Source organism: Klebsiella sp. CD33 (genome assembly GCF_051992865.1).
GTDB classification, from domain to species: domain Bacteria; phylum Pseudomonadota; class Gammaproteobacteria; order Enterobacterales; family Enterobacteriaceae; genus Klebsiella; species Klebsiella pneumoniae.
Window position 1 is genome coordinate 3880131 of record NZ_CP197023.1, and the last position, 25801, is coordinate 3905931.

24 protein-coding genes are annotated in these 25801 nt (G+C 58.8%); 13 read left to right on the top strand and 11 right to left on the bottom strand.

The window, feature by feature from the left end:
- Positions 1-10: 10 nt before the first annotated feature.
- The gene (gene allA / locus ACR809_RS19125; protein WP_087787921.1) at positions 11-493 is read right to left on the bottom strand and encodes an ureidoglycolate lyase; all 483 of its coding nucleotides are present in this window, start codon (positions 491-493) and stop codon (positions 11-13) included.
- 208 nt (positions 494-701) lie between these two features.
- Between allA and allS the strand changes: the two genes are divergently transcribed.
- Both allS and mnmH read left to right on the top strand, forming a co-directional pair.
- Positions 702-1625, top strand: a complete 924-nt coding sequence (allS, locus tag ACR809_RS19130) for an HTH-type transcriptional activator AllS (protein WP_012737527.1) — start codon at positions 702-704, stop codon at positions 1623-1625.
- A gap of 87 nt (positions 1626-1712) precedes the next feature.
- Entirely contained in the window at positions 1713-2792 is a 1080-nt protein-coding gene (mnmH, locus tag ACR809_RS19135; RefSeq protein ID WP_040181942.1) for a tRNA 2-selenouridine(34) synthase MnmH, read from the top strand.
- A gap of 107 nt (positions 2793-2899) precedes the next feature.
- Here the strand turns inward: mnmH and ACR809_RS19140 are convergent, their stop codons facing one another.
- Complete coding sequence (locus tag ACR809_RS19140) at positions 2900-4045, bottom strand: porin (RefSeq protein WP_004142997.1); 1146 nt, start codon at positions 4043-4045, stop codon at positions 2900-2902.
- Positions 4046-4136: 91 nt separating this feature from the next.
- Between ACR809_RS19140 and ACR809_RS19145 the strand changes: the two genes are divergently transcribed.
- Positions 4137-4250: a hypothetical protein gene (locus ACR809_RS19145; protein WP_020316407.1), complete on the top strand. Its 114-nt coding sequence runs from the start codon at positions 4137-4139 to the stop codon at positions 4248-4250.
- Here the strand turns inward: ACR809_RS19145 and ybbP are convergent.
- Together ybbP and ybbA are read right to left on the bottom strand one after the other, a co-directional pair.
- Complete coding sequence (gene ybbP / locus ACR809_RS19150; protein ID WP_004147400.1) at positions 4227-6641, bottom strand: putative ABC transporter permease subunit YbbP; 2415 nt, start codon at positions 6639-6641, stop codon at positions 4227-4229. The two genes, ACR809_RS19145 and ybbP, sit on opposite strands and share 24 nt — an antisense overlap.
- Positions 6638-7324, bottom strand: coding sequence for a putative ABC transporter ATP-binding protein YbbA (ybbA, locus tag ACR809_RS19155; RefSeq protein ID WP_004146399.1), 687 nt, complete (start codon positions 7322-7324; stop codon positions 6638-6640). Before ybbA ends, ybbP begins: the two co-directional genes overlap by 4 nt.
- Between ybbA and tesA the strand changes: the two genes are divergently transcribed.
- From tesA to ACR809_RS19170, 3 genes are read left to right on the top strand one after another with little or no spacing between them, the layout of a single operon-like run.
- Positions 7295-7918: a multifunctional acyl-CoA thioesterase I/protease I/lysophospholipase L1 gene (gene tesA, locus ACR809_RS19160; protein ID WP_004196998.1), complete on the top strand. Its 624-nt coding sequence runs from the start codon at positions 7295-7297 to the stop codon at positions 7916-7918. The two genes, ybbA and tesA, sit on opposite strands and share 30 nt — an antisense overlap.
- Positions 7908-8717, top strand: coding sequence for an SDR family oxidoreductase (locus ACR809_RS19165; protein ID WP_009484702.1), 810 nt, complete (start codon positions 7908-7910; stop codon positions 8715-8717). The genes tesA and ACR809_RS19165 overlap by 11 nt, the downstream gene beginning before the upstream one ends.
- Before the next feature lie 58 nt (positions 8718-8775).
- Positions 8776-9630 (top strand): co-chaperone YbbN, encoded by an 855-nt coding sequence (locus ACR809_RS19170; RefSeq protein ID WP_002892263.1) that lies wholly within the window; start codon positions 8776-8778, stop codon positions 9628-9630.
- A 107-nt stretch (positions 9631-9737) separates the two neighbouring features.
- On the opposite strand, the gene fetB is transcribed toward ACR809_RS19170, so the two are convergent.
- Both fetB and fetA read right to left on the bottom strand, forming a co-directional pair.
- On the bottom strand, positions 9738-10520 hold the full coding sequence (gene fetB / locus ACR809_RS19175) for an iron efflux ABC transporter permease subunit FetB (protein WP_004177223.1): 783 nt from the start codon (positions 10518-10520) through the stop codon (positions 9738-9740).
- Positions 10507-11184 (bottom strand): iron efflux ABC transporter ATP-binding subunit FetA, encoded by a 678-nt coding sequence (gene fetA, locus ACR809_RS19180; protein WP_004177224.1) that lies wholly within the window; start codon positions 11182-11184, stop codon positions 10507-10509. The genes fetB and fetA overlap by 14 nt, the downstream gene beginning before the upstream one ends.
- 140 nt (positions 11185-11324) lie before the next feature.
- Here fetA and ACR809_RS19185 point away from each other — a divergent pair, with 140 nt between their 5' ends.
- Positions 11325-12242 (top strand): SPFH domain-containing protein, encoded by a 918-nt coding sequence (locus tag ACR809_RS19185; protein WP_002892258.1) that lies wholly within the window; start codon positions 11325-11327, stop codon positions 12240-12242.
- Entirely contained in the window at positions 12239-12697 is a 459-nt protein-coding gene (locus ACR809_RS19190) for an NfeD family protein (RefSeq protein WP_004142979.1), read from the top strand. Before ACR809_RS19185 ends, ACR809_RS19190 begins: the two co-directional genes overlap by 4 nt.
- Here ACR809_RS19190 and cueR read toward each other — a convergent pair.
- Positions 12694-13104 carry a Cu(I)-responsive transcriptional regulator gene (gene cueR / locus ACR809_RS19195; RefSeq protein WP_002892208.1) on the bottom strand — a complete coding sequence of 137 codons (411 nt, stop codon included), beginning with the start codon at positions 13102-13104 and terminating at the stop codon, positions 12694-12696. The genes ACR809_RS19190 and cueR overlap by 4 nt on opposite strands.
- 106 nt (positions 13105-13210) lie before the next feature.
- Between cueR and copA the strand changes: the two genes are divergently transcribed.
- From copA to ybaK, 3 genes are all read left to right on the top strand, one after another.
- The gene (copA, locus tag ACR809_RS19200) at positions 13211-15712 is read left to right on the top strand and encodes a copper-exporting P-type ATPase CopA (RefSeq protein WP_004178775.1); all 2502 of its coding nucleotides are present in this window, start codon (positions 13211-13213) and stop codon (positions 15710-15712) included.
- Between the two features lie 130 nt (positions 15713-15842).
- Complete coding sequence (locus ACR809_RS19205) at positions 15843-16637, top strand: TraB/GumN family protein (protein ID WP_012737522.1); 795 nt, start codon at positions 15843-15845, stop codon at positions 16635-16637.
- Between the two features lie 202 nt (positions 16638-16839).
- Positions 16840-17319, top strand: coding sequence for a Cys-tRNA(Pro)/Cys-tRNA(Cys) deacylase YbaK (gene ybaK, locus ACR809_RS19210; protein WP_002892205.1), 480 nt, complete (start codon positions 16840-16842; stop codon positions 17317-17319).
- 105 nt (positions 17320-17424) lie between these two features.
- Here the strand turns inward: ybaK and ushA are convergent, their stop codons facing one another.
- Entirely contained in the window at positions 17425-19077 is a 1653-nt protein-coding gene (ushA, locus tag ACR809_RS19215) for a bifunctional UDP-sugar hydrolase/5'-nucleotidase UshA (protein ID WP_002892203.1), read from the bottom strand.
- A 269-nt stretch (positions 19078-19346) separates the two neighbouring features.
- Between ushA and ACR809_RS19220 the strand changes: the two genes are divergently transcribed.
- Positions 19347-20567, top strand: a complete 1221-nt coding sequence (locus tag ACR809_RS19220; protein WP_004147385.1) for an MFS transporter — start codon at positions 19347-19349, stop codon at positions 20565-20567.
- 225 nt (positions 20568-20792) lie between these two features.
- Positions 20793-22469: a YbaL family putative K(+) efflux transporter gene (ybaL, locus tag ACR809_RS19225; RefSeq protein ID WP_002892195.1), complete on the top strand. Its 1677-nt coding sequence runs from the start codon at positions 20793-20795 to the stop codon at positions 22467-22469.
- Positions 22470-22504: 35 nt separating this feature from the next.
- On the opposite strand, the gene ACR809_RS19230 is transcribed toward ybaL, so the two are convergent.
- From ACR809_RS19230 to adk, 3 genes are all read right to left on the bottom strand, one after another.
- On the bottom strand, positions 22505-23809 hold the full coding sequence (locus tag ACR809_RS19230) for an inosine/guanosine kinase (RefSeq protein ID WP_002892192.1): 1305 nt from the start codon (positions 23807-23809) through the stop codon (positions 22505-22507).
- Positions 23810-23872: 63 nt separating this feature from the next.
- A complete protein-coding gene (gene hemH / locus ACR809_RS19235; RefSeq protein ID WP_002892189.1) occupies positions 23873-24835 on the bottom strand; it encodes a ferrochelatase in 963 nt (320 codons plus the stop codon).
- Between the two features lie 128 nt (positions 24836-24963).
- Complete coding sequence (adk, locus tag ACR809_RS19240; RefSeq protein WP_002892184.1) at positions 24964-25608, bottom strand: adenylate kinase; 645 nt, start codon at positions 25606-25608, stop codon at positions 24964-24966.
- Positions 25609-25801: the final 193 nt, after the last annotated feature.

Here is a 25801-nt window from a genome sequence, read left to right on the forward strand (position 1 = left end):
ACGTGTAACCTCACGCAAAGCTCAGCTCCACGGTCGGGATCTTTACGACATCGCAGTTGTCTTTTCCGCCGCGATCGACGGTTAAAAAATCGGTTTCCGTCTGCCAGGCAAACAGCGGATGGTGCCAGACATTACGGTGGTAATTCACCCCCTGACGGCCATTTGAGATAAACGCACGCAGCGTGTTCATGTCCGGCTCATCGCCGCCTGCCGCGACCACCACGACAAAGGCCTCCCCCCGCATCGGCACAAACGCCTGGGTACCAAGCGGATGGCGCTCCAGTTCGGTGACAATAATCGGCAGCACGGCGGGTTGCGCACGATTAATGCTAATGAGCGTACGATCCTGCTGTAACGTCTCCACCATCGCCAGATCGTGAAAACGCTGTACTTTGCCATCATTGATGTGAAAAAAATCCTGTCCTTCCGTTTCGATAACATCCCCATACGGGCGGAATGCATCTCGCGTCAGGGGCAATACTTCAAGCTTCATGAGCTGTTCCTTATTCATTAAAAACCGTTCCCCTTCCCAACGTCGAAGGGGGTAGAGAAGCTGCGCAATCCACAGCCATCTAAGCGTGACAACACTATAAGTTGGAATAATTTTCCAAAATCTGATTTAACCCACATTATTGAAAAGGTTATTATGAAAAAATACTTAAAAATCATGGGTCAATTATTAAATAACGAGGAATATGGCGATGCTCGATCCCGAAACATTACGCACCTTTGTCAGCGTCGCTGAGACCGGCAGCTTCTCAAGAGCAGCGGAAAAACTTTATAAAACAACCGCCACCATCAGCTATCGCATCAAATTACTGGAGGACAACACCGGTGTCGCTCTCTTTTCCCGCACAACGCGCAGCGTACTGTTGACGCCGGCCGGGATGCACCTGCTGGCGCAAGCCAGAGAGTGGCTGGGGTGGATTGATAGTATGCCCGGCGAGCTTCAGCAGATAAACGACGGGGTAGAGCGCCAGGTCAACATTGTCGTGAATAATCTGATGTACGACCCGCAGGCCATTGCCCGGCTGCTGGCCTGGCTCACCCAGCGCTACCCTTTTACGCAATTTCATTTTTCACGACAAATCTATATGGGCGTCTGGGATACGCTGCTGCATGACGACTTCTCCCTGGCGATTGGCGTGACCGGCACCGAACCGTTAGCGGAAAACATGGCGGTCTACCCACTGGGTGAGGTGACCTGGCTCTTCGTGATGTCGCCGCATCACCCGCTAAGCCAGCAAACCGACCCGCTATCAGAGGCTCAATTGCGGCGCTATCCGGCGGTGAATATTGAGGACAGCGCCCGACGGCTGACGAAGCGCGTCGCCTGGCGTCTGCCCGGGCAAAAAGAGATAGTGGTTCCCGATATTGAAACCAAAGTTGCCGCCCATCTCGCCGGCGTCGGCATCGGCTTTTTACCGGAACCGCTGTGCCTGCCGCTTATCGCTCAGGGCAAGCTGATCGCCCGACACATTCCGACCATGCGTCCCCCTTCGCCATTGAGTCTCGCCTGGCGTAAAGATCATCATGGTAAAGCGGTACAGGATATCGCTTCATTGTTCAGCCATTCTGCACCGGAAATTGCGGGCTTCCTGAAGCTATTCAGCAATACACCGTGAAAAATCAATCCTCCCGGGCGCTCACCGCGTACAATAGGAAAATTATCGCGTCGAGCGACGCGTCTGGATTGCCTAACGGTTAAAATGATGGAATCAGTACCCAAAAATATTCTGCAGATCCTCGCCAGCGATACGCCACTGATTGACGTACGCGCCCCGGTGGAGTTTAGCCAAAGCGCGATGCCGGCGGCGATCAACCTGCCGCTGATGAATGATGAAGAACGCGCCGCGGTCGGCACCTGCTACAAGCGCCAGGGGCCGGAAGCGGCGCTGGCGCTCGGCCATAAACTGGTCCAGGGTGACCTGCGCGCCAGCCGTACTCAGGCGTGGCTGGAAGCGTGCGCCCGTTACCCGCACGGTTACCTGTGCTGCGCCCGCGGCGGCCAGCGCTCGCATATCGTCCAGCAGTGGCTGAAAGAAGCTGGCGTGGATTACCCCCTGATCGTCGGCGGCTATAAAGCGCTACGCCAGGCGGCGATCCAGGCCACCGACGAACTGGTGCAGCGCCCGATCGTGCTGATTGGCGGCTGCACCGGCAACGGCAAAACTCAACTGGTCTGCTCGCGCCCGGACGGTATCGACCTGGAAGGGCTTGCTCATCACCGCGGTTCTTCATTCGGTCGAACCCTGCAGGATCAGCATCCGCAGGCCACCTTTGAAAACCACCTGGCGGTCAGCCTGCTTAAAAAAGCCGAACAGCAGACCCGCTGGGTGCTGGAAGATGAAGGCCATATGATCGGCGCCAATCATCTACCGGAGAGCCTGCGCCTCCGCATGGCGCAGTCGCCGCTGGCGGTGGTGGAAGATCCGTTTGACGTTCGCCTCGAACGGCTGCGCGAAGAGTATTTCGATCGCATGTATCGCGACTTTATCGCCGCGTATGGCGAAGAGAAAGGCTGGCAGGCATACGGCGAGTATCTGCATCACGGCCTGTTTGCCATCCGCCGTCGCCTGGGGCTGCAGCGTTTTGCTCAGCTCACTGAACGGCTCGATGAGGCGCTGGTGCAGCAGCAGCGCACCGCCAGCACCGAGGCGCACTTTGCCTGGCTGGTACCGCTGCTGGAAGAATACTACGACCCGATGTATCGCTATCAGTTGGGGAAAAAAGCCGGGAAAATTCTCTTTCGCGGCAGCTGGCAGGAGGTCGCCGCCTGGCTGGCGAAGTAATCGCATGCTCTATTGTCCCGGCTTGCGGCGTAAACGCCTTAGCCGGGCTACCGGTCGGCGCGATTTGTAGCCACGGTAAGCGCGCGCGACCGGGGAGTTGTGACCGCTTAGAAGTCGTAGCGCAGACGGACCAGGTTCATATCGCCAAGGTTGTCGGTGCTGGAGGTAAACACGTGTTCGTAGTCAACGCGGAAACCGTAATCCAGCTGGAAGCTAATCCCCAGACCGTTATCGATACGCTGATAGTTGCGGCCGTTCACATATTCCAGACGGTCGCCCATAAAGTACGGCTGAATAGATTTAACAGCGTATTGATTGATCGGGAATTTATAGCCCGCAAAATATTCAATCCCCCAGGCGTCACCGGCAAAGTAATTATGCACATCGGTTTTCTTGGTGGTGAGGAAGTTCTGATACCAGCCGCCGCCGAAGGAGAAGGTCCAGTTATCCGGGGTCCAGCTCAGCGCGGTACCGACGATATTCTGGTCATAGGTTTTGCTGTCGGCGCTTGACGGGTCGCGCATTTCGGCGCGGGTGTAGTTCCACGCGGTACCCCAGGTCAGATCCTTCATGATGTGGTAGTCCGCGCCAACAGAACCACCGCCTTTACGCTTGTAACGCAGGCCGTTACCCGGCAGGTATTCGCTGTCTTCGAACAGATAAGAGCCGTAAAGATCGACATCACCTACAGTTTTCTTATATTTCAGCATATTACGTGAACGATAGGAGCCATCGTAATCGCCATTAATACCGTTCCCCGGGGCCTGACCGATCATATCGTAGTCCCAGATATCGGTTTTCACCCCCACCACATCATAGTAAATGCTGTTCTGCTGCCCGTAGGTTAACGTACCCCAGGTATCGCTTTTCAGGCCGGTATACAGCATGCGGCGGGTGGTATTGTTCGCGCCTTCCGCGTAGTGGTTATCCCAGTCAAACAGCGCCGGAATGTTCACGCCCAGCTCATAGTAGCTGATCCAGCTAATATCATCGAACAGGTAGTAATCCGCCGCGAAGCGGAAGCGGGTGCCGCCGTCAAAACCGTTACGCTTATAGGAGCCTTTGTCGCCATCGCCGGTCATCATGTTGAACTGCGGCCGGATACTGCCGCCGACGGTAAAGTTAAGCCGGCTTAACGGATCGCCCGCCTGCGGATCTTGTTTCAGCAGCGTAATCTCCGCGTGGGAAGGCAATGACGTTAACGCTAATGCTGCGCCGATCGAGATCGCCAGCGCTTTTATTGTGTGTGCCATAGTTTTTCCTTGATTAATAAGCCACCTTATATTTTCCAGTTGAATATTAACCGCGAATCAGCATAGCGTGTTGTTGGGTTTTTAATGTTTTGTGCTCTTAAAAATCAATGATTTATCAATTTGTGCGTTTAAAATAAAAGCGCCGCCAAAAAAGGCGGCGCATCATCAAAATGCAATATTCTTACTGGCTAAACTGGCGGAATAGCGCTTTTCCTTTTAACAGACGCAGCCCCAGCCCGCCGCCGCACAGGGATAACAACACCGCTCCCGTCAGCGGCAGCAACACCCACAGGCGCCAGTCCGGCGCCCAGGGAAAATCAAAGACTTTCGTCTGCAGCATCGCCAGCGCCACTTCCGCGCCTATCGCCGCCACCAGGCCGGAAACCAGCCCCAGCAGGGCAAACTCCGCCCACAGCGTAGCGCGCAGCAGCGATTTTCCTGCCCCCAGCGTGCGCCAGACCACCAGCTCCTGATGGCGTTGACGCATACCGACCTGCACCTGCGCCAGCAACAGCAGCACGCCGCAGGCTGTCACCAGGCCCACCATCACCTCCAGCGCCCGGCTGACCTGGGAGAGCACCTGGCCGACCTGACGCAGGATGGCGCCGATATCCAGCAGACTGACGGTGGGAAACTCGCGGTTCAGCTGGGTCAACATCGCGGGACCGTTATCCCAGCGGAAGCTGGTGAGCCAGCTCTGCGGCTGCCCGTCCAGCGCCCCGGCGGGGAAAATAAAGAAGAAGTTTGGCCGCAGGCTCTCCCAGTCTACTTTGCGCACGCTGCTGACCTTCGCGCTGAACTCCTGGGTATCGCCGGTAAAGGTCACTGTATCGCCGATCTTTATCCCCAGCCGCTGCGCCAGCCCCTCCTCAATCGATACCTCGCCCGGCTTCGGCGGCCAGCTGCCGGCCACCAGCGGATTATGATCCGGACGCTGTTCGCTCCAGGTGAGATTAAGCTCGCGATTCAGCGCTTCGTCTTTGTTCCCGTCCGTGGATTGACCGTTGATCTGCGTCAGACGGGCCCGGACGATCGGATAGAATTCCGCCGCCCGCGTCTGGTGTTCGGCGAGGAAGGTCTTCACCGGCACTATCTGCTCAGGGGCGATATTGATCAGAAAGTAGTTCGGGCTCTGCGGGGGCAACTGCTGCTGCCAGCGGTCAAGCAGATCGCCGCGCAGCACCAACAGGAGCGCCAGCAGCATAAACGACAGGGAAAACGCCGCCAGCTGGCTGAGGGTCGACCACGGCTGGCGCAGCAGGCGGTTCACCGCCAGACGCAGCGGCAAGGCTTTGAGCGTCAGGCGTTTAAGCAGCCACAGCAATCCCCAGCCCACCAGGCCGCACAGCAGCGCCAGCACCACCGCCCCGGCCAGCACCGACCACAGCAGCGGGCTGCCGCCCAGCAGCCAGGCCAACAGGCCCACCACCACGACGCTAACCGCCGGGATCCAGATTTTCAACGGCCAGACGTTAGCCACCACATCCTGACGCAGCACTCGCAGCGGCAGGGTCGCCAGCAGCAGTCGATAGGGTCGCAGGCCCACCAGCAGGGAAATGACGCCTGTCGCCCCGATAGCCCACAGCCACGGCCAACCGCTGGCAGCGGGTAACGCGGCGGGCAGCACCGGTTTGAGCACCAGCAGCAGCAGACGCTCCAGCGCCAGGCCCGCCACCCCGCCGGTTATCACCGACAGCGTCAACAGCAGCAGCCATTGGCCGACGATAAGCTTGCGCAGCTGCGACCTTCCGGCGCCCAGCGTCTTGAGTATGGCGACCAGATCATAGCGGCTGCGGCAGTAGTGGCTCATCGCTACCGCCACTGCGGCGACGGCCAGCAGCAGCGTCAACAGCGCGGATAACAACAAGAATTGCTGCGAGCGTTCGAGGGATTTGCCCAGCGCGCTGTCGTCCTGGTCAAGACCAATCCAGCGATGCTCCGGGCCGAGCTTCGGCAGCAGCCACTGCTCATAATTGGCCAGCTGTTCAGCGTCGCCGGCGAACTTATAGCGCCATGCGACGCGACTGCCGGGCTGCACGGCCCCGGTTTTTGCCACGTCGGCCATATTCATCATCAGTCGCGGCGCCATCTGGAAGGGGTTAAACCCTGCATCCGGCTCCTGAATCACCTCCCCGGCAATGCGCAGCGTGGCATCGCCAACGTCAATCGTATCGCCGGTTTTCAGGTTCAGGAGCGCCATCAGCCTTGGCGCCAGCAGCACGCTCCCCGCCTGCGGCTTCAGCCCCGGCGGTTGCGTCTCGAGGGTGCCATACAGCGGATAGCGGTCGTCCACCGCCTTAACGTCCGCCAGCTGCGGCGTATCCCCGGCGAACGTCATGGTGGCAAAGCTCAGCTGCTCGCCGACGGTCAGCCCTGACTTCCGCGCCTGTGCGATCCACTCGGCGGGCACCTCGCGCGAACTGCGCAGCGTACGGTCGCCGGCCATAAACTCACGGCTTTGCTGGCTAAGGCCTTTCTCCATCCGATCGCTTATCGACCCCAGGGCCAGCACGCAGGCCACGGCGAGGCTTAACGCCAGCCAGACGATCAGCAGCGACGGCGAGCGCCATTCGCGCCAGAACCAGCGGGCGATCATGCTTCCTCCCGCAGCTGGCCATCCACCAGGCGCAGACGGCGATCGCAGCGCGCCGCCAGCAGCGGATCGTGAGTGACGAGGATCAGGGTGGTGCCGTGTTCGCGATTAAGCGAGAACAGCAGATCGGCAATTTTGTCCCCGGTCTGGCGATCGAGGTTGCCGGTGGGCTCATCGGCGAACAGAATGGCCGGGCGCCCGTTAAAGGCCCGGGCCAGCGCCACCCGCTGCTGTTCGCCGCCGGAGAGCTGCGCCGGCAGGTGGTGCAGGCGTTTGCCAAGTCCCAGCTGCTCAAGCAGCGCGCGGGCATCGCCCCGGCTCTGGCTATCGCTGGCGCCGCGCAACAGCGCCGGCAGCTCGACGTTCTCCAGGGCGTTGAGCGTCGGGATCAGCATAAACGACTGAAAAACAAAACCAACGTGCTGCGCCCGCAGCGCCGCCCGCGCCTCTTCATCCATCCGGTGCAGCGGTTTGCCCAGCATCGATACTTCCCCGCTGCTGCCATCGTCGAGGCCGGCGAGGATCGCCAGCAGGGTCGATTTACCGGAACCCGACTCGCCGATCAGGGCGATGGTCTGCCGCGGTTTGACAACCAGCTCAACTCCGGTAAGGATGGAGAGCTGATGCTCCCCCTGACCGACGGACTTCTTAAGATGATGAACTTCAAGTATGTTTTCCGCTGGCATGTGCCTTTCCTGTTGTTGTTCCTGTTTACCTGCCGCGCGATGGCGGCGGACACGCTGCTGATCCTCGGCGACAGCCTGAGCGCTGGCTATCGGATGGCGGCCAACGCCGCCTGGCCTGCGCTGCTCAATGAGCAGTGGCAGGCGAAAACGCCGGTGGTGAACGCCAGCATCAGCGGCGATACCTCGCAGCAGGGGTTGGCTCGCCTGCCAGCGCTGCTTAAGCAGCACCAGCCGCGCTGGGTGCTGGTTGAGCTCGGCGGCAATGACGGACTGCGCGGTTTTCCGCCGCAGCAGACCGAGCAGACGCTGCGCACCATTATTAAAGATATCAAAGCGGCCAACGCCGAGCCGCTGCTGATGCAAATTCACCTGCCGGCGAACTATGGCCGCCGCTATAATGAAGCCTTCGGCGCGATTTACCCGGCCCTGGCCAAAGAATTCGCTATTCCTCTCCTGCCCTTTTTTATGGAGGAGGTCTATCTCAAGCCGCAATGGATGCAGGACGACGGCATTCATCCAAATCGCGACGCGCAGCCGTTTATCGCCGACTGGATGGCGAAGCGGCTGGCTCCCTTAGTTAATCATGACTCCTGAACGCCAGGGGTCGCTGACAGGTAAAGTTATGCAAAAAACGGTTTTAGTGACAGGCTGTTCCAGCGGAATTGGTCTGGAAAGCGCGCTGGATTTAACCCGCCAGGGCTTTCGCGTGCTGGCGGCCTGCCGCAAAGCAGAGGATGTCGCGCGGATGCAGGAGCTGGGGCTAACCGGTATTTTGCTCGATCTGGATGACCCGCAGAGCGTGGAGCGCGCGGCAGCGGAGGTGATTGCGCTGACCGATAATCGTCTCTACGGCCTGTTCAATAACGCCGGGTATGGCGTCTATGGCCCGCTGAACACCATCAGCCGCCAGCAGATGGAACAGCAATTTTCCGCTAACTTTTTCGGCGCGCATCAGCTCACCATGCTGCTGCTGCCGGCGATGACGCCGCACGGCGAAGGGCGCATCGTGATGACCTCCTCGGTGATGGGGCTTATCGCCAGTCCCGGCCGCGGAGCCTATGCCGCCAGTAAATATGCCCTCGAGGCATGGTCCGACGCGCTGCGCATGGAGCTGCGCCACAGCGGTATTCAGGTCAGCCTGATTGAACCGGGCCCGATCCGCACCCGCTTTACCGATAACGTCAACCAGACGCAAAGCGATAAGCCCGTAGAAAATCCGGGCATCGCCGCCCGCTTTACCCTCGGGCCGGAGGCGGTGGTGGAAAAAGTGCGCCATGCTTTTACCAGCGATAAACCAAAGCTGCGCTATCCGGTCACCCTGGTCACCCACGCGGTGGCGCTGCTTAAGCGCCTGCTGCCTGCCCGCGCGATGGACAAAATTATCCACGGCTGAGTTGAAGCGCGGAATGCCGCCCCCATGTAAAACAGAAATCGACTAACGAGAAATGCCCATGTCCGAACAGAATATTGTCAACATTAGCGAAGCGAACCTGCAGCAGACGCTACAGCAGTCCATGAACGTTCCGGTGCTGTTTTATTTCTGGTCTGCCCGCAGCCAGCACTGCGAACAGCTGACCCCGGTGCTCGAGCGCCTGGCAGCCCAATACAACGGCCAGTTCACGCTGGCGAAGGTCGATTGCGACGCCGAGCAGATGCTCGCTTCACAGTTTGGTCTGCGCGCCATCCCTACGGTTTATCTGTTCCAGAACGGCCAGCCGGTGGATGGTTTTGAAGGCCCGCAGCCGGAAGAAGCGATCCGCGCCCTGCTGGATAAAGTCCTGCCCCGTGAAGAGGAGCTGAAAGCTCAGCAGGCGCTGGCCCTGATGCAGGAAGAAAAATACGCCGATGCCCTGCCGCTGCTGAAGGAAGCCTGGCAGCTGTCGAATCAGGAAAGCCAGATTGGCCTGCTGCTGGCGGAAACGCTGATTGCTCTGCACCGTTCCGATGAAGCGGAAAGCGTGCTGAAAACCATTCCTCTGCAGGATCAGGATACCCACTATCAGGGTCTGGTGGCGCAGATTGAGCTGCTCAAACAGGCCGCCGACACCCCGGAAATCCAGCAACTGCAGCAGCAGGTGGAACAGAATCCGGAGGATGCGCAGTTGGCCTCCCAGCTGGCGCTGCAGCTGCATCAGGTCGGGCGTAATGAAGAAGCGCTGGCCCTGCTGTTCAGCCATCTGCAGAAAGATTTAGGCGCCGGCGATGGCCAGGCGCGCAAGATGCTGCAGGAGATCCTCGCCGCCCTCGGTACCGGCGATGCGCTGGCCGCCAAATATCGTCGTCAGCTCTATTCGCTGCTGTACTAATCCGTTGCCTTCCCCGGATAGCGCTGCGCTTATCCGGGCTACGCGAACTATGCGGAACGTAGCCTAAGTAGCCCGGGTAAGGCGTGAACGCCGCAACCCGGGATCGTTCACGGGCGCTTTTTCAGCTGCGTCACCACCAGCTGATGGCGGGCGTTGAAGAACTTCCGGTAGGTCAGATAGCCGGCGATAATCGTCGACAGGCTGGCGGTCGACAGCAGCATAAAGGTCACCATGATCTGGTACTTAATCGCCTTCACCGGGTCAATACCGGCAAAAATCAGCCCCGACATCATCCCAGGCAAGCTCACCAGACCGACCGTTTTCGCCGAATCGACGGTGGGAATCAATGACGCGCGAATGCTCTCGCGAATCAGCCGCGCTGAGGCCATCTTCGGCGTCGCGCCGAGGCTCAGTTTCTCCTGAATCTGCTGCTGCTCGCTGCTGAAGCGCTGGCCCATATTGTTGTAGCACAGCCCCACCGCCACCATGGCGTTCCCGGCCACCATCCCGGCAATCGGGATCACCTGCATCGGCACGAAGGCGATCGAGCCAGAAAACACCAGTACCGCCAGCGTTAGTCCAGCGCCAGTAGTGATGGCGATAAACGACGAGATAAAAGCTTTGTCGATATATTTACTGCGCTTCTTCGCATTCCACGCCGCGTTAAAGCAGATAAACAGCACCATCAACAGCGTCAGAACCGCATGATTGACGTTAAAGATATATTTCAGCACATAGCCGACGATTATCAGCTGCACGATCGCCCGGCAAATACTCCAGATAATATCTTTTTCCAGCGCCAGCTTTTCCCGATAGCTGACCAGAATAGCGATCAGCACCAGCACCATCGACAGCGCCAGCGATTCGTTCGTAATGTTATGCCCGTTCATGCTGTACCTCCTGCATATTTCCGCCGGCAGGTTGCAGCGTAATCACTTCATCGGCATGCGAAATTTCATTGCGATCGTGGGTGACCCACAGAACAGCGACCTGTTTTTCCGTTGCGTAGCCATGAATAATTTCATTCACATTCTGTTTATTACTTTCATCCAGCGCGCTGGTAATTTCGTCCAGCAGCAGCACGCGCGGCAGAAATTGTAGATTGCGGATTAGCGATACGCGCTGCTTTTCCCCTCCGGACAGTTCGTTAATGGATTTTTCCAGCATATTTTCGTCAAGGCCAAAGCGCTGCAGATCGGCCAGCAGCGCCTGCGGATCCGGTTGTTTATTGCGGATCTGCCACGGAAAAATCAGATTATCGTAAACCGAATCACCGAACAGGGCCGGCGTCTGCGCGCAGTAAGAAACCTGTTGGCGATACCTTTCAGGCGACAGCGTCGCGACATCCGCATCGTCGAAGAACAGGCGCCCGGAGGTTGGGCTGAGCAGCGAGGCGATAATCTTCAGCAAGGTACTTTTCCCGCAGCCGGAAGGGCCGGTAATCAACTTGAATTCTCCGGCGCGAAGCTGAAAATTGATATTGTGTAAAATAACGGCGTCGTCGGTCTTAAACCCCACACCGTCGAGACGCAAAAGCGCGTTATTTTCCTTCATGAGTCTTCCTGATTATTTTCTGAAACACCGCTAGTTTACCGCACTTTCCTTTCTCCAGGATGAGGAGAAAGATATACTCAGTTTAAACATGCGCTATTTCCTTGTAGCGCCCCGCCAGGCAACAAGACAGGAGGTTTTTGATGCTGATTTTTATTCCTATCCTTATTTTCGTCGCGCTGGTTATTGTGGCCGCGGCGGTGAAAATTGTCCCGCAGGGTTACCAGTGGACGGTGGAGCGCTTCGGGCGTTTTACCCAGACGCTGCAGCCGGGATTAAGCTTAGTCGTGCCGTTTATGGACCGTATCGGCCGCAAAGTGAACATGATGGAGCAGGTGCTCGATATCCCCTCGCAGGAGGTTATCTCCCGGGATAACGCCAACGTCACCATCGACGCGGTCTGCTTTATTCAGGTGATCGACGCGCCAAAGGCCGCCTACGAGGTCAGCAATCTTGAGCAGGCGATCGTCAACCTGACGATGACCAACATCCGTACCGTGCTCGGCTCAATGGAGCTGGACGAAATGCTCTCCCAGCGCGACAGCATTAACACCCGCCTGCTGCATATCGTTGACGACGCCACCAACCCGTGGGGGGTGAAAATCACCCGCGTCGAAATTCGCGACGTTCGCCCGCCGGCGGAGCTTATCGCCTCGATGAACGCCCAGATGAAAGCCGAACGTACCAAACGCGCGTACATCCTTGAGGCCGAAGGGGTGCGACAGGCGGAAATTCTGAAAGCGGAAGGGGAAAAGCAGTCGCAGATCCTCAAGGCCGAGGGCGAACGGCAGTCCGCGTTCCTGCAGGCGGAGGCTCGCGAACGGTCCGCCGAAGCGGAAGCCCGCGCCACCCAAATGGTCTCCTCGGCGATCGCCTCGGGCGATATTCAGGCGATCAACTACTTCGTGGCGCAGAAATACACCGATGCGCTGCAGCAGATTGGCGCCGCTAACAACAGCAAAGTGGTATTGATGCCGCTGGATGCCAGCAGCCTGATGGGATCGATCGCCGGGATCAGCGAGCTGATCAAAGAAGGCGCTGGCGATCGGAAAAAATCATGATCGGCATGATCCTCGCACACCCCCATCTGTTCTGGCTAAGCCTCGGCGGGCTGCTGCTGGCGGCCGAGATGCTGGGCGGCAGCGGATACCTGCTGTGGAGCGGCGTCGCCGGCGTGGTGACCGGCGCCCTGACCTGGCTCCTGCCGCTGAGCTGGGAATGGCAAGGCACGCTGTTTGCCGTTCTCACCCTGCTGGCGGCGTGGCTGTGGTCGAAATGGCTGCGCAAGCGCGTCAAAACGCAGCGCCCGGCCGATGCCCAGCTCAACCAGCGCGGGCAGCAACTGGTGGGCCGCCGCCTGACGCTGGATGCCCCGCTGGTGAACGGCCGCGGCCACGTCCGCGTGGGCGACAGCTCCTGGCCGGTGATTGCCGATGAAGACTTCGCGGCGGGCAGCAAGGTTGAAGTGATTGCCGTAGAAGGGATTACGCTACGAATCAGACCCGCCGTCCGTTAAGCCTGCGCCTTGCGATGGCAGCAGCCGGAAAGATTATCGATAATCGGGCACTCCGCGCTGTCGTCGCCGGGGCAGGATTCGGCCAGCGCCAGCAGGTGCGCGCGCATATTTTGCAGCTCGCGGATATGGTTCTCGATATCCGCCACTTTCTCCAGCGTGCGTTTTTTCACATCGGCGCTGTGCCGCGACGGGTCGTTGAACAGGGCCACCAGCTCGCGGCACTCTTCCAGGTTAAACCCCACCTGCCGCGCCTGGCGCAGCAGCGTCAGCTCATCGAGATGCTGCTGACTGTAAGTGCGGTAGCCGTTTTCGCTCCGCAACGGCGGCGTCACCAGCCCCTTCTCTTCATAAAAACGAATCGCTTTGCTGGTTAAGCCGGTTTTTTTCGCCACATCGCTGATATTCATTTTTTCTCCTTGACCTTCCCCTTGCTGGAAGGTTTAACCTTCTTAATACTCGATGAAAGAGTGGTTCTGGTCAATCGTTGACCGGAAAATTATTCAGGAGTTATTTATGTCTAACACTATCGACCTGACGCTGGATGGCCTCTCCTGCGGCCACTGCGTCAAACGCGTGAAAGAGAGTCTGGAGCAGCGTCCTGACGTTGAGCAAGCGGAAGTCACCCTCACTGAAGCCCATGTGACGGGCAGCGCCAGCGCGCAAGCGCTGATTGATACCGTTAAACAAGCCGGATACGGCGCGGAGCTCAGCCACCCAAAGGCTAAACCGCTGGCAGAATCATCAATCCCGTCGGAAGCACTGACAGCGGCCACTCCTGAGCTTCCGGCAGCCCATGACGAAGATGACAGTCAACAGCTGCTGATCAACGGCATGAGCTGCGCCAGCTGCGTCTCCCGTGTACAAAACGCGCTTGCCGCGGTGCCGGGCGTCTCACAGGCGCGGGTTAACCTGGCGGAACGCACGGCGCTGGTGATGGGCAGTGCGTCCGCCGCAGAATTAGTGCAGGCGGTGGAGAAAGCCGGCTATGGCGCGGAGGCGATCGAAGACGATCTGCAACGCCGCGAACGCCAGCAGGAAACCGCCCTCGCGACGATGAAGCGTTTTCGCTGGCAGGCGATTGTCGCCCTGCTGGTCGGCGTGCCGGTGATGGTCTGGGGCATGATCGGCGATAACATGATGGTCAGCGACGACAACCGTTCGCTGTGGCTGGTTATCGGCCTTGTCACCCTCGCCGTCATGGTCTTCGCCGGCGGCCACTTCTACCGCAGCGCGTGGAAAAGCCTGAAAAACGGCACCGCTACCATGGATACGCTGGTGGCGCTCGGCACCGGCGTCGCCTGGCTGTACTCGATGAGCGTCAACCTGTGGCCGCAGTGGTTCCCGATGGAAGCCCGCCATCTCTATTACGAAGCCAGCGCGATGATTATCGGCCTGATTAACCTCGGCCATATGCTGGAGGCCCGCGCGCGTCAGCGCTCCTCGAAAGCGCTGGAAAAACTGCTCGACCTGACGCCGCCTTCGGCGCGGGTCGTCACGCCCGAGGGCGAGAAAGATCTGCCGCTCGCGGAAGTTCAGGCGGGCATGACGCTGCGCCTGACTACCGGCGACCGCGTCCCGGTCGACGGTATGATAAGCCAGGGTGAAGCCTGGTTTGATGAAGCGATGCTCACCGGCGAACCGGTGCCGCAGCAAAAAGGCGATGGCGATGCTATTCACGCCGGGACCGTGGTGCAGGATGGCAGCGTGCTGTTTACCGCCAGCGCCGTCGGCAGCCAGACCACGCTGGCAAGAATTATCCGCATGGTGCGCCAGGCGCAGAGCAGCAAACCGGAGATCGGCCAGCTGGCGGATAAAATCTCCGCCGTATTTGTTCCGGCGGTGGTCGTCATTGCGCTGATTAGCGCTGCGATCTGGTACTTCTTCGGCCCGGCGCCGCAGATCGTCTATACCCTGGTCATTGCCACCACGGTACTGATTATCGCCTGTCCGTGCGCCTTAGGCCTGGCGACGCCGATGTCGATTATCTCCGGCGTTGGCCGGGCGGCGGAGTATGGCGTGCTGGTGCGCGATGCCGATGCGCTGCAGCGCGCCAGTGAACTCGACACGCTGGTGTTCGATAAAACCGGCACCCTGACCGAAGGCAAGCCGCAGGTGGTGGCGGTGAAAACTTTCGCTGGCGTTGATGAGCATACCGCGCTGCGTCTTGCCGCCGCGCTGGAGCAGGGCTCAAGCCATCCGCTGGCGCGAGCGATCCTTGATAAAGCTGCCGACGGCCCATTGCCGGAAGTCAGCGGCTTCCGCACCCTGCGCGGCCTTGGCGTCAGCGGCGAGGCGGAAGGTCATCGTCTACTGCTCGGTAACCAGGCGCTGCTCAACGAGCAGCATATCAATACCGCCGAGGTGGAAAGCGAGATGACAGCCCAGGCCTCACGCGGCGCCACGCCGGTGCTGCTGGCGGTGGATGGTCAGGCCGCCGCGCTGTTCGCCATCCGCGACCCGCTGCGCGAAGACAGCGTCGACGCCCTGGCGCGTTTGCATCGGCAGGGCTACCGGCTGGTGATGCTTACCGGGGATAACCCCACCACCGCGAAGGCTATCGCCAAAGAAGCCGGCATTGATGAAGTGATCGCCGGCGTGCTGCCGGACGGTAAAGCCGATGCCATTAAGCGTCTGCAGAGCCAGGGGCACAAAGTGGCGATGGTTGGCGATGGGATTAACGACGCCCCGGCGCTGGCCCAGGCGGATGTCGGGATCGCCATGGGCGGCGGCAGCGATGTCGCTATTGAAACCGCGGCGATCACCCTGATGCGCCATAGTCTTCACGGCGTGGCCGATGCGCTGGCGATTTCGAAAGCAACGTTACGCAATATGAAGCAGAACCTGCTGGGCGCGTTTGTCTACAACTCGCTGGGTATCCCGATTGCCGCCGGGATCCTCTGGCCGCTGACCGGCACCCTGCTCAACCCGGTGGTCGCCGGCGCGGCGATGGCGCTGTCGTCGATCACCGTGGTGAGTAACGCCAACCGCCTGCTGCGCTTTAAACCAAAAGAGTAAACGCCGTCAGATGAAACGGGCGCCGACGTTGTTCGGCGCCCTTTTTTTGCCGGGACAAGAAAAGCCCGCCGGAAGGGTGACGTGTATCACCATATGCGCTAGCATGAAGTCCTCACACTTCGGAGCGCGTATGGGCCTGTTAAACCGGATAAAAATGCTGTGGCGAGCCGCCGCCGGCTCGTCTTATTCCTGGCCTGCGATGGATATCGTCCTGCCCGGCGAACGCTATTTGCACCTCGTCGGCAGTATCCATATGGGCACCCGCGACATGGCGCCGCCGCCGGCGAAGCTTCTGAAAAAAATACGCCAGGCCGATGCGTTAATCGTCGAGGCCGATATCAGCGGCAATGAAACCCCGTTTAGCAATCTCCCCACTTACCCACCGCTGGCGGAACGCCTGAGCGATGCGCAGCTGAGCGAGCTAGAGGCGCGAGCCGGCGAGCTGGGCCTGTCGGTCGGGCTGTTCGACAGCCAGCCGCTGTGGCAGGTGGCGATGGTCCTGCAGGCCACCCAGGCGCAGAAGCTGGGGCTGCGACCAGATTACGGCATCGATTATCAGTTGCTGATGGCCGCCCGCGAGAGCAACATAGCGGTGATGGAGCTGGAAGGCGCCGACAGCCAAATCGCGCTGCTGCGCGATCTGCCCGACGGGGGGATGGCGCTGCTGGAGGATACGCTGACCCACTGGCGCACCAACGCCCGTTTACTGCAGGTCATGATCGGCTGGTGGCTGGAGCAACCGCCGTCGCGCGGCGCGGTATCGCTGCCGACGACCTTTAGCCAGTCTTTATATGATGTGCTGATGCACCAGCGCAACCTCGCCTGGCGCGAGACGCTGCTGGCCTTGCCGCCGGGGCGCTACGTGGTTGCCGTCGGCGCGCTGCACCTGTATGGCGAAGGGAATCTGCCGGATATGCTGACATAAAAAAAATGGCCAATATTGCTATTGGCCCGTCAAAGAGGAATTTCATCATTATTATTATCCCGGGATTTGCATCCCGGATCGTCTGATTGTCGCTCAAAGTGACCATCACTGCCAACACTATTGCGCAAGATGGTACTATTTTTTAGACAACCTGCGGGCGTATTCTGACGTCACGCAAAACCGGTTGGTAAGAAGGATAGCTATGACTCCCGCCGTTAAATTACTCGAAAAAAACAAAATTTCCTTTCAGATCCACAGTTACGATCACGATCCCAATGAGACCAACTTCGGAGATGAAGTGGTGCGCAAGCTCGGCCTCAATGCCGACCAGGTTTACAAGACCTTGCTGGTCGCCGTGAACGGCGATATGAAGCATCTGGCGGTGGCCGTCACTCCGGTCGCCGGGCAGCTGGATTTGAAGAAAGTGGCGAAAGCGCTGGGCGCTAAGAAAGTCGACATGGCCGACCCGATGGTGGCGCAGCGTATCACCGGCTATCTGGTGGGCGGCATCAGTCCGCTGGGGCAGAAGAAGCGCCTGCCGACGGTGATTGACGCCCCGGCGCAGGAATTTGCCACCATCTATATTTCCGGCGGCAAACGCGGGCTGGATATTGAGCTGGCGGCCAGCGATCTGGCGCAGCTTCTCGATGCGAAGTTCGCCGATATCGCCCGCCGCGATTGATAAAACGATCCCGGATAGCGGCGCACGCGCCTTATCCGGGATACCCAACTTGTAGCCCCGGTAAGCGTAGCGCCACCGGGAAAATAGCCAACCTGAAGCCCAGGCTTACTGCCAGCTCACCTCGCCTTTCGGCTCATAGGCGGCGGCATCCAGCGGCGAGTTCTTCTCGATATACTCTTTCAGCACTTCGGCATCGATAAAGCCGGTATTCACATACCCGGGTTTATCGGCGATGTTCGGATAGCCATCGCCGCCGGTGGCGTTAAAGCTCAGCGTCGCCATCCGATAGGTCTTCGCCGGATCCACCGGTTCGCCTTTGATTTTCAGATCGTTCAGCTTACCGTCTTTGGCCACGAAACTGACGTTGGCAAACTGCGGATAAGCGCCGGAATCCGGCTTCATCTGCGCGACGGCGGTCAGGTAATCCACTACCTCCTTGCCGTTCATATCGACATAGGTCAGCACATTGCCGAACGGCTGGACCTTCATCACATCTTTGTAGGTGATATCCCCCGCCTCAATGGAGTCGCGGATCCCGCCGCCGCTCATCACCGCGAAATCCGCGTTGCTGCGCGCCATTTGCGCCGCCAGCAGCAGGTGGCCCATATTGGTCTGCACAAAGCGCACTTTACTGCGGTCGCCCTCCAGATGACCATTCACGCTGCCGATTTTGACCTGCAGCTGCGCCTTGCCTTTGTTCTGGAACGGCGTCAGCAGCGACATCATCTGCGGGTTCTCGGCGATCTGCGGCGTATACAGCACCCGCTCGCTTTGGCCGTTATCGTAAGTCACTTTTTTCTTCAGGTTGACCGGGATCAGCTGATAGTGCACCAGCTTCATCTCGCCGTTGCGGAACTCAAAATCGGCGCGGCCGACGTATTTGCCCCACTCATGCGCCTGGACGATCCAGATGCCGTTCTGACGATCCGGAGCGCACGGGGTGCCTGGCACATAATCGACCTGCTTTTTATTTTCCGCCGCCATGCATACCGGATCCTGCGAGTGACCGCCGACGATCATCGCCAGCGATCCCGCAGGTAAACTCCGCGCCATTTCAACATCGCCCGGCGCATTAGAGCCGTGGTTGCCATTGTCGTAATGGCCCATATGGGTGGTGGCCAGGATCACGTCCGGCTTTTCATTCTGCTGCAGCTCCTGGATAACCAGCTTCGCCTCTTCCGCCGGTTTGCGGAATTCAATATCGGTGAAATATTCCGGATTGCCAATCTTGGCCGTATCGTCGGTGGTTAAGCCAATCACCGCGATTTTCAGCCCACCGCGCTTAAACAACGCCCAGGGTTTGAACAGCCGTTCGCCGGTGCTTTTCTGATAAATATTGGCCGACAGGAACGGGAACTTAGCCCACTTTTCCTGCTGGCGCAGTACGCTCAGCGGATTATCGAATTCATGGTTTCCCACCGCCATCGCGTCGTAGCCGATCAGGTTCATGCCGCGAAAATCGGGCTCTGCATCCTGTAAATCAGACTCCGGTACGCCGGTATTAATATCGCCGCCGGATAACAGCAGGACGCTTCCCCCTTCCGCCGCCACCTCTTTCCGGATGCCATCGACCAGCGTTTTCTGCGCCGCCAGGCCATATTCGCCGTAGTCATTGCGCCAGAAATGGCCGTGGTGATCGTTGGTGTGCAGGATGGTAATTTTATAGGTTTTATCCTGCTCATAGGCCTGTGCCGACAAGCTGCCCAGCGATAAAGCGGCGAATAGCGCCAGCGCTACGCTGTGTTTGAAATAATGCATGCTTCACTCCCTGACTTAATCCCAAGTGCCGAAAGTATAGCGAGTTAGTCGCGTTGACAAATATGTTTTCAGAATTGCGACTTCCTTCAAACCTTATCAACAGGTATGTTAGTTGGATAATAATTCTACCTGCATCCTCTATACGCCTTCGCGTTGTATGGCATTGCGGCAGCCCGTTCGTCATATTTCCCATGCAGTGGCCGGGAAAATCAGGGCAGTCGCCATGGCGGACAAAAGACGAAAGCTATATAAAAAAGTGACGTGAACCTATGGCAATCAATCAGACCGCTCAACCCTTGTCCGGCCCCGCTGCGCCGCCGCAAAAAGCACGCACCTCGTTTGGCATCTTAGGCGCGATCAGCCTGTCCCATTTGCTTAACGATATGATCCAGTCGCTTATTCTCGCTATCTACCCGCTGCTGCAGGCGGAGTTCTCCCTTACCTTCGTGCAGATCGGCATGATCACCCTGACCTTCCAGCTCACCTCATCGCTATTCCAGCCGGTGATTGGCTACATCACCGATAAACGCTCGATGCCGTGGTCGCTGCCGGTGGGCATGTGCTTCACCCTCTGCGGTTTGATTCTCCTCGCGCTGGCCGGTAGCTTCGGCATGGTGCTGCTGGCCGCCGCGCTGGTAGGTACCGGCTCCTCGGTTTTCCATCCGGAATCCTCCCGCGTGGCGCGGATGGCCTCCGGCGGCCGTCACGGCCTGGCCCAGTCGCTGTTCCAGGTGGGCGGCAACTTCGGCAGCTCGCTTGGCCCATTGCTGGCGGCGGTGATCATCGCCCCGTACGGCAAAGGCAACGTCGCCTGGTTTGTGCTGGCCGCTCTGCTGGCTATTGTCGTGCTGTCGCAAATCAGCCGCTGGTATGCCGCGCAGCATCGAATGAATAAGGGCAAACCGAAACCGGCCATCGTTAATCCGCTGCCGCGCAAGAAGGTCATTCTGGCGGTAGGCATTCTGCTGATGCTGATTTTCTCGAAATATTTCTATATGGCGAGCATCAGCAGCTATTACACCTTTTATCTGATGCATAAATTCGGCTTAACGGTGCAAAACGCCCAGCTTCATCTGTTTGCCTTCCTGTTCGCAGTGGCTGCCGGGACGGTGATTGGCGGGCCTGTTGGCGACAAAATTGGGCGTAAGTATGTGATTTGGGGCTCTATCCTCGGCGTAGCGCCTTTCACCCTCGTTTTACCCTACGCCAGCCTTGAATGGACGGGTATTTTGACGGTGATCATTGGTTTTATCCTCGCCTCGGCCTTTTCCGCTATTCTGGTCTATGCGCAGGAACTGCTGCCGGGACGCATCGGCATGGTTTCTGGCCTGTTTTTCGGCTTCGCCTTTGGCATGGGCGGCCTTGGCGCCGCGGTGTTAGGCCTGCTGGCGGACCATACCAGCATCGATCTGGTTTATAAAATCTGCGCCTTCCTGCCGCTGCTGGGATTCCTGACGATATTCCTTCCTGATAACCGGCAAAAAGCCTGATTATTCGGCGGCCAAAGTGCAACCCTGGCCGCCGTTAACCCTTGTGTCATCAGCCTGTTCCACGATTTCCCCCCGCCATTTTCCCTTCTGTGCCTTTTCATCGGCTAATTGCATTTTTTTGCACAACTCAAGAATTATTCATAAACAAAGTGAACGTTTTTGTCATAAACTATTACCCGGACAGGGTAGCAAAATGGACCGATACACCACTGGAAAGGAGACGGAATGCACCACGCAACACCGCTTATCACCACCATTGTCGGCGGCCTCGTGCTCGCCTTTATTCTCGGCATGATTGCCAATAAGCTACGTATTTCTCCTCTGGTGGGATATCTCTTAGCGGGCGTGCTGGCCGGACCTTTCACCCCTGGCTTTGTTGCTGACACCAAACTGGCTCCGGAACTGGCGGAACTTGGCGTCATTCTGCTGATGTTCGGCGTCGGGCTGCATTTCTCACTTAAAGACCTGATGGCGGTAAAATCGATCGCCATCCCCGGGGCCATCGCCCAGATAGCCGTGGCGACGCTGCTGGGTATGGCGCTCTCCGCCGCCCTCGGCTGGTCGCTGATGACCGGCATCGTCTTTGGCCTGTGCCTCTCGACTGCCAGTACCGTAGTGCTGCTGCGCGCGCTGGAGGAACGACAACTGATTGACAGCCAGCGCGGGCAAATCGCCATCGGCTGGCTGATTGTGGAAGACCTGGTGATGGTCCTGACGCTGGTCCTGCTGCCAGCGATTGCCGGTATGGCGGAGAAAGGCAACGTCGGCTTCGCGTCCCTGGCCCTCGACCTCGGGATCACCATTGGCAAAGTGGTGGCCTTTATCGCCATTATGATGCTGGTCGGCCGCCGGCTGGTGCCGTGGATCATGTCGCGCAGCGCCGCCACCGGCTCACGCGAGCTGTTCACTCTGTCGGTGCTGGCCCTGGCGCTGGGCATCGCCTTCGGCGCCGTGGAGCTGTTTGATGTCTCTTTTGCCCTCGGCGCCTTCTTTGCCGGCATGGTGCTTAACGAATCCGAGCTCAGCCACCGCGCCGCCCATGACACCCTGCCGCTGCGCGACGCCTTCGCGGTGCTGTTCTTCGTCTCCGTCGGCATGCTGTTTGACCCGATGGTGCTGGTCCAACAGCCGCTGGCGGTGCTGGCGACGCTGGCGATTATTATCTTTGGTAAATCCGCAGCCGCCTTTTTCCTTGTGCGGATGTTTGGTCACTCGCCGCGCACCGCGCTGACCATCGCCGCCAGCCTGGCGCAGATTGGCGAGTTTGCCTTTATTCTCGCCGGCCTGGGAATGGCGCTTAACCTGCTGCCGCAGGCCGGACAAAATCTGGTGCTGGCCGGGGCGATCATCTCAATTATGCTCAACCCGGTGCTGTTTACCCTGCTGGAAAAATATCTCGATAAAACCGAAACCCTCGACGAGCAGACGCTGGAAGAGGTCCTGGAAGACGAGAAGCAGGTGCCGGTCGATATCTGCAACCACGCGCTGTTGGTCGGCTTCGGCCGCGTCGGCAGCCTGCTGGGCGAGAAGCTGATGGCCCAGGGGATCCCGCTGGTGGTGGTTGAAACCTCGCGCACCCGCGTGGATGAGCTACGCGAGCGCGGGATCAGCGCGGTGCTCGGCAATGCCGCCAATGAAGAGATCATGGAGCTGGCGCATCTCGATTGCGCCCGCTGGCTGCTGCTGACAATCCCTAACGGCTACGAGGCCGGAGAGATTGTCGCTTCCGCACGGGAAAAATGTCCGAATATCGAGATTATCGCCCGCGCCCATTATGATGACGAAGTGGACTACATTATCGATCGCGGAGCCAATCAGGTGGTGATGGGCGAACGGGAAATTGCCCGCGCCATGCTGCGGCTTCTGGAAACGCCACCGGCCGGCGAAGTGGTCACCGGCTGATGTACTGCCCTCTCCCCGCCGGGAGAGGGACGCGCTTACCGATCCCAGTACGCCTCTTCCAGGCTGTCCTCACGCTCCGGCAGGCCGCGGGTTAAACGCGGCGAGTGCTGGTTCAGCACCTGATAGCTCACGCGGTTGGCATATTTACACACCTGCGCCAGCGAGGAATAGGTCAGCCATTTGCATTTGTGCTTGCTGGAGTTGGGGACGTTATTGCGGTGGTAGTTATTGGCGGTGATGTCATGCAGCAGCGCCGCCAGCGCGCCGTCGCCTGCGCCGTTGGTGTTCATGATCTTCTCGGGGCCGCCCATATAGGGAGCGATATGGGAATATATGCGCAGCGGATTAACGCAATCCTGGTGACGCATCGCGCGGCTGAATTCAAACTGGTTAAACTCCGGGATCGCCCCCGGCAGCAGCGGATGCTGGGTTTTACGCTTCGCCTCTTCTTCAGTGAAGCCCGCCATATACAGGCCCGCCGGGCCGGCGGTGCACAGCACCAGGTCGACCCAGTCCAGCGCCTTATTCGCCGCTGACAGCGGATCGGCAAAGCCGGTCAGCGCTTCCCCTTCCTCTTCGTTCATTGCCAGAATAGAGACATGCTCCTGCAGGAACTCCTGCCACCACGCCGGGTTATCGGCAATCACGTATTTGGTTCCGAGGGTTAACACCACCGGCACATCGTGCTTTTTGGCATACTCAATAGCCTTCATCGTGGCGTCCGGCATCGGCTCGCCCGGCTTGCAGCGGACCAGGTAAGAGGTCAGCACCAGCGCCGAGGCGCCGGCGATCACCGCTTCCGGAATGCTTTCCGGACGCAGCTTGTTCATGTGGCCCGGGCTGATGGCGAAGGTGCGCTCGCCGCTGTCACCGATCAGGGTAAAGCAGCGGCCAATGGCGCCGTCGACGCCCTGCAGATAGTTCAGATCGGTGCGGCTGGAGGTATTGCACAGGTAACGATAGGCGTAGCCGCCGATTTCGATATTGCTGCACATCACGCCAAGCAGCACCGAGCGATCGTCCGCCAGCACCGAGTAGTTGTGCATGGTATTGCCGATGGTGCCGCCGGCAAACTGATGGGTAATGAGATTGTTGCGCACCAGCTCCTGGTACAGCGCCTCGGCGACGTCATCTTCAATCACCAGCGAATGGCCCGCGCTCAGGCCGTAGCGCACGATAAACGCCTCATCCACTTTCGCTTCGATATCCACCAGCGTCTGGTCGATACCGACCACCCAGGAGACGCTGGATTCATTCTCCGGCTGAATTTGCTGCAGCAGCGGATCGCGGGCGTTAACGGGAAAATAGTGTTTAGATTTGCGTTTACCGGGAAATTTCATAGTGGCGCTTAAATAACAGGGAACAAGCGGGAAATAGTAGCATATTCCCCGCCCTGCGCGCGATCAGCGATAAGGCGCCGTCAGATTGACCATCATCTCAATATGCGCTGCGTCCGCATTAAGCGCCGGAATATATTCATATTGCTTGCCGCCCGCTTCGAGGAATATTTCCCGGTTCTGGACAGCGATTTCTTCCAGCGTTTCGAGACAGTCGGCGGCAAACCCCGGGCACAGCACCTGAATATGCTTCGTCCCTTTCTCGCCGAGCATCTTTAGCGTTTCATCGGTGTACGGCGTCAGCCAGGGTTCCCGGCCAAAGCGCGACTGGAAAGTCATCATCACCCGCTCCGGCGGCAGCCCCAGCGCGGAAACCAGTTCCCGCGTCGTATCGCGACAGCGCTGAGGATAATCATCGCCCTGGTTGGCATAGCGCTGCGGGATCCCATGATAGGAGAGCAGCAGCAGATCCGGTTCCCCATGGACAGCGAAGGAAGCGCGCACGCTGGCCGCCAGCGCATGGATATAGTCCGGATGTTCGGCATAGTCGCGAATAAACGAGATACCCGGAATGGCGCGCTTTTTCGCCAGAATCCGCGCCAGTTCGTCCCAGACGGCGGCCACCGTCGAGCAGGAATATTGCGGATACAGCGGCAGCACCACGATGTGCTCCACCCCCTGCGCCAGTAAGTCATCCACCGCGCTGGCCAGTGACGGTGAACCATAGCTCATGCCCAGCGCCACCGGGGTATCCGGCAGCCTGGCAGCCAGCGCCTGCTGCTGGCGACGACTATACACCATCAGCGGCGATCCCTCTTCCATCCACACGGACTGATAGAGCTTCGCCACGCGCGGGGAGCGAATCGGCAGTATGACGCCGCGCAGCAGCGGCCACCATAGCAGACGAGACGTATCCACCACCCGTTTGTCGCTGAGGAATTGTCGCAGATAGCGCTTCACCGCCCCGGGGGTGGGCGCATCGGGAGTGCCTAAATTGGCCAGCAAGATACCTGTTTTCGTCTGATGCATTACCGCCTCTTAACCATTTGAATCGCAGCCAATTGTAGCTGAAATGGCGCTAAACGGAACCAATCATAGCAAAAGGTAGAAATGAGAGGAGTTCTCATCCTGCCGCAGCAGGATGAGAAAAGGCTTTATCAGCCGAGGATTTTTTCCAGTTCGGCGCGCACGTCAGCTACCGCTTTGGTGCCGTCGACTTTGGCGTATTTGGTGTTGCCCGCCTGCGCTTCTTTGGTGTAGTAGCCGATCAGCGGCGCTGTCATCTGATGGTATTCTACCAGACGCTTACGCACGGTCTCTTCCTGATCGTCTTTACGGGTGGTCAGCTCTTCGCCGGTCACGTCGTCTTTGCCTTCCACCTTCGGCGGATTGAATTTGATGTGGTATACGCGACCGGATGCCGCGTGGACGCGACGGCCAACGATGCGGTCGACGATCAGTTCGTCCGGCACGTCGAATTCCAGCACGTAATCAACGGTAATGCCCGCCTCTTTCATGGCGTCAGCCTGCGGAATGGTCCGCGGGAAGCCGTCCAGCAGGAAGCCGTTACGGCAATCTTCCTGGGCGATACGCTCTTTCACCAGCGCGATGACCAGCTCATCGGTCACCAGCTTGCCTGCGTCCATAATGTCTTTCGCTTGCTTACCGAGCTCAGAGCCGGATTTTACCGCCGCGCGCAGCATATCGCCGGTGGAGATTTGCGGAATACCGTATTTCTCCATGATGAACTGAGCCTGAGTTCCTTTACCCGCGCCCGGAGCGCCAAGCAGAATAATACGCATTACGAAAATCCCCTCAAAAGTCGATTCAATTTTTCAAAAACGCTAAACCATACCACCAGAACGGCGATGGCTCAAGGAAGGCGGTGCGGCTGAAACGGTTAATGGTGAGATATTTTATGCAATCCAATGTGAAATGCCCCGCCTGAGCACATCGCTCAGACGGGGCATTTATCCCGTTCCCGGCGTCGCGTCG

What these genes read in the sequence shown, in the direction of transcription:
- allA (WP_087787921.1), bottom strand. Translation starts at nt 493, where the DNA reads ATGAAGCTTGAAGTATTGCCCCTGACGCGAGATGCATTCCGCCCGTAT.
- allS (WP_012737527.1), top strand. Translation starts at nt 702, where the DNA reads ATGCTCGATCCCGAAACATTACGCACCTTTGTCAGCGTCGCTGAGACC.
- mnmH (WP_040181942.1), top strand. Translation starts at nt 1,713, where the DNA reads ATGGAATCAGTACCCAAAAATATTCTGCAGATCCTCGCCAGCGATACG.
- ACR809_RS19140 (WP_004142997.1), bottom strand. Translation starts at nt 4,045, where the DNA reads ATGGCACACACAATAAAAGCGCTGGCGATCTCGATCGGCGCAGCATTA.
- ybbP (WP_004147400.1), bottom strand. Translation starts at nt 6,641, where the DNA reads ATGATCGCCCGCTGGTTCTGGCGCGAATGGCGCTCGCCGTCGCTGCTG.
- tesA (WP_004196998.1), top strand. Translation starts at nt 7,295, where the DNA reads ATGAACTTCAAGTATGTTTTCCGCTGGCATGTGCCTTTCCTGTTGTTG.
- ybbA (WP_004146399.1), bottom strand. Translation starts at nt 7,324, where the DNA reads ATGCCAGCGGAAAACATACTTGAAGTTCATCATCTTAAGAAGTCCGTC.
- ACR809_RS19165 (WP_009484702.1), top strand. Translation starts at nt 7,908, where the DNA reads ATGACTCCTGAACGCCAGGGGTCGCTGACAGGTAAAGTTATGCAAAAA.
- ACR809_RS19170 (WP_002892263.1), top strand. Translation starts at nt 8,776, where the DNA reads ATGTCCGAACAGAATATTGTCAACATTAGCGAAGCGAACCTGCAGCAG.
- fetB (WP_004177223.1), bottom strand. Translation starts at nt 10,520, where the DNA reads ATGAACGGGCATAACATTACGAACGAATCGCTGGCGCTGTCGATGGTG.
- fetA (WP_004177224.1), bottom strand. Translation starts at nt 11,184, where the DNA reads ATGAAGGAAAATAACGCGCTTTTGCGTCTCGACGGTGTGGGGTTTAAG.
- ACR809_RS19185 (WP_002892258.1), top strand. Translation starts at nt 11,325, where the DNA reads ATGCTGATTTTTATTCCTATCCTTATTTTCGTCGCGCTGGTTATTGTG.
- ACR809_RS19190 (WP_004142979.1), top strand. Translation starts at nt 12,239, where the DNA reads ATGATCGGCATGATCCTCGCACACCCCCATCTGTTCTGGCTAAGCCTC.
- cueR (WP_002892208.1), bottom strand. Translation starts at nt 13,104, where the DNA reads ATGAATATCAGCGATGTGGCGAAAAAAACCGGCTTAACCAGCAAAGCG.
- copA (WP_004178775.1), top strand. Translation starts at nt 13,211, where the DNA reads ATGTCTAACACTATCGACCTGACGCTGGATGGCCTCTCCTGCGGCCAC.
- ACR809_RS19205 (WP_012737522.1), top strand. Translation starts at nt 15,843, where the DNA reads ATGGGCCTGTTAAACCGGATAAAAATGCTGTGGCGAGCCGCCGCCGGC.
- ybaK (WP_002892205.1), top strand. Translation starts at nt 16,840, where the DNA reads ATGACTCCCGCCGTTAAATTACTCGAAAAAAACAAAATTTCCTTTCAG.
- ushA (WP_002892203.1), bottom strand. Translation starts at nt 19,077, where the DNA reads ATGCATTATTTCAAACACAGCGTAGCGCTGGCGCTATTCGCCGCTTTA.
- ACR809_RS19220 (WP_004147385.1), top strand. Translation starts at nt 19,347, where the DNA reads ATGGCAATCAATCAGACCGCTCAACCCTTGTCCGGCCCCGCTGCGCCG.
- ybaL (WP_002892195.1), top strand. Translation starts at nt 20,793, where the DNA reads ATGCACCACGCAACACCGCTTATCACCACCATTGTCGGCGGCCTCGTG.
- ACR809_RS19230 (WP_002892192.1), bottom strand. Translation starts at nt 23,809, where the DNA reads ATGAAATTTCCCGGTAAACGCAAATCTAAACACTATTTTCCCGTTAAC.
- hemH (WP_002892189.1), bottom strand. Translation starts at nt 24,835, where the DNA reads ATGCATCAGACGAAAACAGGTATCTTGCTGGCCAATTTAGGCACTCCC.
- adk (WP_002892184.1), bottom strand. Translation starts at nt 25,608, where the DNA reads ATGCGTATTATTCTGCTTGGCGCTCCGGGCGCGGGTAAAGGAACTCAG.